Source organism: Shinella sp. WSJ-2, assembly GCF_003432075.1.
Taxonomy (GTDB): Bacteria; Pseudomonadota; Alphaproteobacteria; order Rhizobiales; family Rhizobiaceae; genus Shinella.
In genome coordinates this window covers 79,056-85,346 of the sequence record NZ_QWBU01000014.1, presented here as the reverse complement: position 1 = coordinate 85,346, position 6,291 = coordinate 79,056, and the positions used below count along the sequence as shown (strand labels likewise).

At 63.4% G+C, this 6,291-nt stretch carries 6 protein-coding genes; 3 read left to right on the top strand and 3 right to left on the bottom strand.

Features of this window, described 5'->3' with window-relative positions; genetic code table 11:
* On the top strand, positions 1-561 hold a 561-nt coding region (locus D0Y60_RS21770; protein ID WP_117372048.1), incomplete at its 5' end, for a formyltetrahydrofolate deformylase.
* Positions 562-616: 55 nt separating this feature from the next.
* On the opposite strand, the gene D0Y60_RS21765 is transcribed toward D0Y60_RS21770, so the two are convergent.
* Together D0Y60_RS21765 and D0Y60_RS21760 are read right to left on the bottom strand one after the other, a co-directional pair.
* Positions 617-1,921 carry an FAD-binding oxidoreductase gene (locus D0Y60_RS21765; protein WP_117372047.1) on the bottom strand — a complete coding sequence of 435 codons (1,305 nt, stop codon included), beginning with the start codon at positions 1,919-1,921 and terminating at the stop codon, positions 617-619.
* Positions 1,921-3,270: a glutamine synthetase family protein gene (locus D0Y60_RS21760; RefSeq protein WP_117372046.1), complete on the bottom strand. Its 1,350-nt coding sequence runs from the start codon at positions 3,268-3,270 to the stop codon at positions 1,921-1,923. The genes D0Y60_RS21765 and D0Y60_RS21760 overlap by 1 nt, the downstream gene beginning before the upstream one ends.
* A gap of 179 nt (positions 3,271-3,449) precedes the next feature.
* On the opposite strand from D0Y60_RS21760, the gene D0Y60_RS21755 reads away from it, so the two are divergent.
* On the top strand, positions 3,450-4,103 hold the full coding sequence (locus D0Y60_RS21755; RefSeq protein WP_199564248.1) for a GntR family transcriptional regulator: 654 nt from the start codon (positions 3,450-3,452) through the stop codon (positions 4,101-4,103).
* On the opposite strand, the gene D0Y60_RS21750 is transcribed toward D0Y60_RS21755, so the two are convergent.
* Positions 4,097-4,813, bottom strand: coding sequence for an MOSC domain-containing protein (locus D0Y60_RS21750; protein ID WP_158565534.1), 717 nt, complete (start codon positions 4,811-4,813; stop codon positions 4,097-4,099). The genes D0Y60_RS21755 and D0Y60_RS21750 overlap by 7 nt on opposite strands.
* 160 nt (positions 4,814-4,973) lie before the next feature.
* Between D0Y60_RS21750 and D0Y60_RS21745 the strand changes: the two genes are divergently transcribed.
* Positions 4,974-6,227 carry an FAD-binding oxidoreductase gene (locus D0Y60_RS21745; RefSeq protein ID WP_117372043.1) on the top strand — a complete coding sequence of 418 codons (1,254 nt, stop codon included), beginning with the start codon at positions 4,974-4,976 and terminating at the stop codon, positions 6,225-6,227.
* The last annotated feature ends 64 nt before the right edge of the window (positions 6,228-6,291 follow it).

The following is a 6,291-nucleotide window of genomic DNA, read 5'->3' as shown; positions in this document are numbered from 1 at the left end:
GGCGCCCTGCCGATCGAGATCGTCGGCGTCGTCTCCAATCACTTCGATTACCAGAAGGTCATCGTCAACCACGACATCCCCTTCCACCACATCAAGGTGACGAAGGAGAACAAGCCGCAGGCCGAAGCCCGCCTGATGGAAGTGGTCGAGCAGTCCGGCGCCGAACTCATCGTTCTCGCCCGCTACATGCAGGTCCTGTCGGATGCCGTCTGCAAGAAGATGTCGGGCCGCATCATCAACATCCACCACTCGTTCCTGCCGTCGTTCAAGGGGGCCAACCCCTACAAGCAGGCCTTCGAGCGCGGCGTGAAGCTGATCGGTGCGACGGCGCACTACGTTACCGAAGATCTCGACGAAGGTCCGATCATCGAGCAGGACGTCGCGCGCATCACGCATGCGCAGTCAGCCGAGGACTATGTCTCGATCGGCCGCGACGTGGAGAGCCAGGTTCTCGCCCGGGCCGTGCATGCCCACATCCACCACCGGGTCTTCATGAACGGCAACAAGACCATCGTCTTCCCGCCGTCACCGGGCTCCTATGCCTCCGAGCGCATGGGGTGATTGAGAGCTATATGAAATGAAAAAGCCGGCGTTTCCGCCGGCTTTTTTGTTGGCCTCAGAGGCCGAAGGCGTCCTTGAACTGGTACCACCAGGAGCCGATGGTCGAGTACTGGGCGCGGAACATGCGGCCGCCGGGGAAGGGGATCCAGGGCAGTTTTTCGAACTGGCTGAAGCGCGAGAGATCGCCGTGGATCGCTTCGCTCAGAATCTTGCCGAAGAGATGCGAGCCGGTGACGCCGTGGCCGCTGTAGCCGTGGGCGAAATAGGTGTTCTTGCCGATCTTGCCCATCTGCGGCACGCGCGAGAAGGAGAGTGCGAAATTGCCGCTCCAGGCATAGTCGATCTTCACGCCCTTCAGCGACGGGAAGACCTTTTCGAGGTTCGGGCGGATCTTTGCGCGCACATCGGCCGGGTCGGTGCCGCCATAGACGGTGCCGCCGCCGAAGATCATGCGCTTGTCGGCCGACAGGCGGAAATAGTCGAGGATGTAGCGCACATCCTCCACGCACATGTCGCTGGGGATCAGCGCATCGGCGCGGTCGCCGAGCTGTTCGGTGGCGACCATCTGGGTCGAGACCGGCATGACGCGCGAGACGAGTTTCGGCACGACATGGCCGAGATAGGCATTGCCGCAGATGACCGCGGTGTTGGCCTTGACGCTGCCCTTGGCCGTATAGATGACCGGCTTTTCGGCATCGTGCTCGACGCGGATGACCGGCGACTGCTCATAGATCACACCGCCGAGCGATTCGAGTGCTGCCGCTTCGCCGAGCGTCAGGTTGAGCGGGTGCATGTGGCCGCCGGTCGTGTCCAGCATGCCGCCGATATAGGCGTCGGTCTTCACCAGCTTCTGGATCGCCGCCTTGTCCAGCATCTGGTGGTCGTCCATGCCGTAGCTCTTCCACAGCGCCTTCTTGTGCTCCAGCTCCTTCATATGGGCGGGCGTGTAGGCGGCGTAGATATTGCCGGTCTTCATGTCACAATCGATATTGTACTGCGAGACGATGCGGCGGATGATTTTGCCGCCTTCCTGCACGAGGCCGCCGACGAAGGCGCCGGCCTGGTCGCCGTAGCGGCGCTTGATCGTGTCGAGGCTGGCATTCAGGCCGTTGACGATCTGGCCGCCGTTGCGTCCCGATGCACCCCAGCCGATGCCGGCGCCCTCGACCATCACAACCTTGTAGCCCTTTTCGGCGAGATGGATGGCAGTGGAAAGGCCGGAATAGCCGGCGCCGAGCACGGCGACATCGGCGGTGACGGCGCCCTCCAGCACTTTCGGCGTGCGGATGATGTTGCGGGAGGCAGCGTAGTAGCTGTCGGGATATTCGCCGTTGCCGGCATAGGATTGTGTGTTGGCCATCAGACGATTTCCAGGTAGGCGCTGAATTCGAAGTCGGTCACCTGTTCGGCGAAACCGGCAAGTTCCTGCCGTTTGCAGGCGATCAACATGGAGCGGAGATCCGCATCAAAGATTTCCGAGACGATCGGGCCATTCTCGAAGGCCGTGACGGCAGAACCCCATTCGGAAGGGATGCGCGGCAGCTGCGATTGATAGGCGCGGCCCGAGACCGGTGCCGGCGGCTCCCACTTGTTGCGGATGCCGACCAGCGCCGCGCCGAGGATGGCGGCCATGACGAGATAGGGGTTGGCGTCGGCACCGGCGACGCGGTGCTCGATGCGCCGTGCCTTGTTGCTGCCGCCGGGAATGCGGATCGCCGCGGTGCGGTTCTCGTAACCCCAGGAGACGGAGGTCGGCGCGTGCGTATCGGGCCGCAGGCGGCGGTAGGAATTGAAATGCGGCGCAAAGAGCAGCGTTGATTCCGCCATGCCGCGTGTGAGGCCGGCGACCGCGTGTTTCATGATGTCGGAGCCTTCGGCCGTGCCGTTGTCGAAGACATTGTTGCCCTCTTCGTCGACCAGGCTGAAATGCATGTGCATGCCGCTGCCCGAGCGCATGCCATAGGGTTTTGCCATGAAGGTGGCGGCAAAACCGTGCTTGCGCGCGATGCCCTTGACGATGCGCTTGAAGAACAGCGCGTCGTCGGCCGCCTTCAACGGATCGTCGGAATGCATGAGGTTGATCTCGAACTGGCCGATGCCGTTTTCGGCGACGGCCGAATCCGCCGGCACGTTCTGCCGCTCGCATTCCGCATAGACGTCGGAGAAGAACTGGCCGAAATCGTCCAGTTCGTCGATGGAGAGAATGGCGTCGGAATCGAGCCGCTTGCCGGTATAGGGCGAAATCGGCGGCTGGGCATGGTCGGGCTCGGCGTCGATCAGGTAGAATTCCATTTCCGAGGCGACGACGGGTTTCAGGCCCATTTCGTGATACTGGCGCACGATATTGGCGAGCGCCTGGCGCGGATCGGCGAGGAACGGCTCGCCGCTCTCCTTGAACAGCCAGAGCGGCACGACGGCCGATGGCTTCAGCGTCCAGCTGACGGGAAGCGCGCCGCGGCCGGTCGCCGCGCAGATGCCGTCCATATCGCCCGAGGCGAAGACATGGCTCGAGCCGACGATATCCTCGCCCCAGACGTCGACACCGACGATGGATAGCGGCATGCGGATGCCGCCCTTCAGCACCTTTTCCGCCTGCCCGACGGGCACGCGCTTGCCGCGCAGGATGCCATTCAGGTCGCAGACCACGGCCTGGATGCTTTCCACGCCATCGGCGCTGATCAGCCATTCGGAATCTTCGCTCAGAGCCATGGGTCCCTTCCCTATCACATAATTATTTTTGTGATCACATTTTCAAGATATGCACACTTTCTTGTCGCCGGTCAAGCTGCTAGAACCTCTGGATAAGGATAGGTTAGCAACCGACAGCCTGTCACAGGAGGAATGGATTGGGCAACCTGGCGCTGGAACCTCTGGACCGACCGGACGGCATGACGACGCATGAATATGCGCATCGGCGCCTGCGCCAGGCGATCATGGTCGGCTCGATCCGGCCGGGCGAATCGCTGACGATCCGCGGCATCGCCGAAGCCATGGAGAGTAGCCCGACGCCGGTACGCGAGGCGTTGCGCCGCCTCTCCTCGGAAGGGGCGCTTCGGGTTCTCGACAACAGGCGCATCATGGTGCCGCGCATGACGGCCGACCGGTTCAGCGAGCTTGTCTCGCTGCGCTCCGTGCTCGAACAGCATGCCGCCCGCCGCGCCGTGCCGCATATCACCGAGCGCTGTATCGACAGGCTCGAGGAGGTCGACAGGGCGCAGGACGAGGCGATCGCGCGCAAGGACAATGCGGCCGCGCTGCTCCTGAACCAGGAATTTCATCGCACGCTCTATTCCGCCAATCCCGAGCAGGTGATCATGCCGATGGTGGAGAGCATCTGGCTCCAGCTCGGCCCCTTCCTAGGCATCGCCATGGAACATGTCGCGCAGCTCTATTTCGTCGACCGTCATCAGGAGGCGATCGCCGCCCTGCGCAAGCGCGACGAGGATGCAGTGGCGGCGGCCATCAAGGCCGACATTTCCGAAGGCATCGGCGGCTTCGAGCGCACCGCAATCGAAAATCTGCTGCGGCTGGCCGGTCAGTAAGATTGTTCGACGCTGACGGCGTCGCCGGATGCGATCCGGCGCGCCGTGACGACCTTTGCCAGTACGCCAAAACCACCGCCGCCATGTTTGGCGATGGCGTTCAGCACATCCTTGTCGAAGGGAAGGTCGGGCTGCCCGAGTGCCGTGAAGGCGCAGCGCGTGCAGGGCTCGGTGATCTCGACGACCGCGTCTCCGATCGTCAGCCGCTTTCCGATGAGCCGCTGCTCGACGAAATCCACATCGCCTGCCGCGGTCTCGACGAGGATATTCGGCCGGAAGCGCCGCGTATCGATGACGGCCGTTGGCAGAAGCGCCTGTAGGCGGGCGAGCGAGCCGGTCGTCAGGATATGCAGGTGACCGCGATCGTAACGCGGCGCGGCATCGGCCTCGCCGAAACGCTGGAAGCGCACTGGAAAATCCAGATGCTCCGACGCGGTTCGGTCGGCATCCGGAGAGGGCATCGCATGCCAGACGGCGCCATCGCGGCTGACCTGCGGACCCTCGGCCGCCATCCGCGACCGCAGCCCCGGCACGGGCCGCCAGCGCCGTTCGCTTTCGGGTGCCGCGACATCCGCGCTGCCGGCATCGAACAGGCCCCATTGCCGGTCGCCGGCAACGCCCGTGCCGTCAAGATCGACGGCATCGAGCTTTTCGCCGGTCAACGAACTGACCGGATAGCGCCAGAGTTCACATATCGTACCGACCTGCACGCCGTTTCTCCCTGTCCATGGCCGCGTGAAGTTAGCCGCCCGGTTGCGGACTGTCGATCTCTCTTCCCTAATGGCGCTTTGACGCAAGCAAGCGTCTTGCATCCGCGGTTCCGGCCATGCAATGGATCACGGCATGTGAGTGTGGAATATGGGGCAGCACATGAAGACGGATGTTATCGTTCTCGGCGCGGGCGTGATCGGCATTTCGACCGCCATCCACCTGGCGCGGCGCGGCAAGTCGGTGGTGCTCGTCGATCGGCGCGGTGCCGCCGAAGAGACATCTTACGGCAATGCCGGCCTTATCCAGCGTGAAGGCGTCTTCCCCTATGGTTTCCCGCACGATTTCGGCGCGCTGTTCCGCTATGCGCTGAACAACACGATCGACGCGCATTACCACCCCTCCGCGATCCCTGGCATCATTCCCTTCCTCGCCCGTTACTGGTGGCATTCCGGCTTCCGCCAGCATCAGAGCATCGCCCATCTTTATGCACCGCTCATCGAGAACTCGATTTCCGAACATGCCGACCTGATCACCGCCTCCGGTGCCGAGGATCTGATCCGTAAGGACGGCTGGATGAAGGTTTTCCGGTCTGAGAAGGCGCGCGATGCGGCTTACGCCGAGGCTGAAAAACTCTCGGCCAATTTCGGCGTCAACCACCAAAAGCTGACGACGGCGGAAGTGGCGCAGATGGAGCCCTCTATCCGCGCAGACCTGACCGGCGGCCTGCGCTGGACGGACCCGTGGTCGATCCTCGATCCGCAGAGCCTGATGAAGCGCTATCTCGCCTATTTCCAGTCGCTTGGCGGCCAGTTGAGATCGGGCGACGCGGCAACGATCGAGCATGTGCTGGAAGGCGAAGGCTGGCGTGTCGCGACCCCCGAGGGCCCGCTCGAGGGCAAGGAAGTCGTTGTGGCGCTCGGCCCCTGGGCTGACACGGTGACGCGCAAGCTCGGCTATCACTTCCCGCTCGCCGTAAAGCGCGGCTATCACATGCATTATGGTGCCGAAGAGGGGGCGAAGCTCAACAACTGGGTGCTCGATGCCGAGCGCGGCTACTTCCTGGCGCCGATGCAGCGCGGAATCCGCCTCACCACGGGCGCCGAGTTCGCCCGTCGCGATACGCGCAAGACCCCGGTACAGCTGCGCCGTGCCGAAAAGGTGGCGCGCGAATTCTTCCCGCTCGCCGAGCGCCGCGACGAGGAGCCATGGATGGGCTGCCGTCCCTGCACGCCGGATATGATGCCCGTCATCGGCAAGGCCCCGCGCCACGCCGGCCTCTGGTTCGCCTTCGGCCACGCCCACCACGGCATGACGCTCGGTCCCATTACCGGCCGCGTTCTGGCGGAAAAGATGCTGGGCGAGCGCACGGTGATCAATATCGGACCATATCGCCCGGAGCGCTTCATCGCGTAAAGGTAGGGGCTTTGAGCACTCCGCACTTTTGCGAATGACACGCCACGGCTCCACCCCACGACGT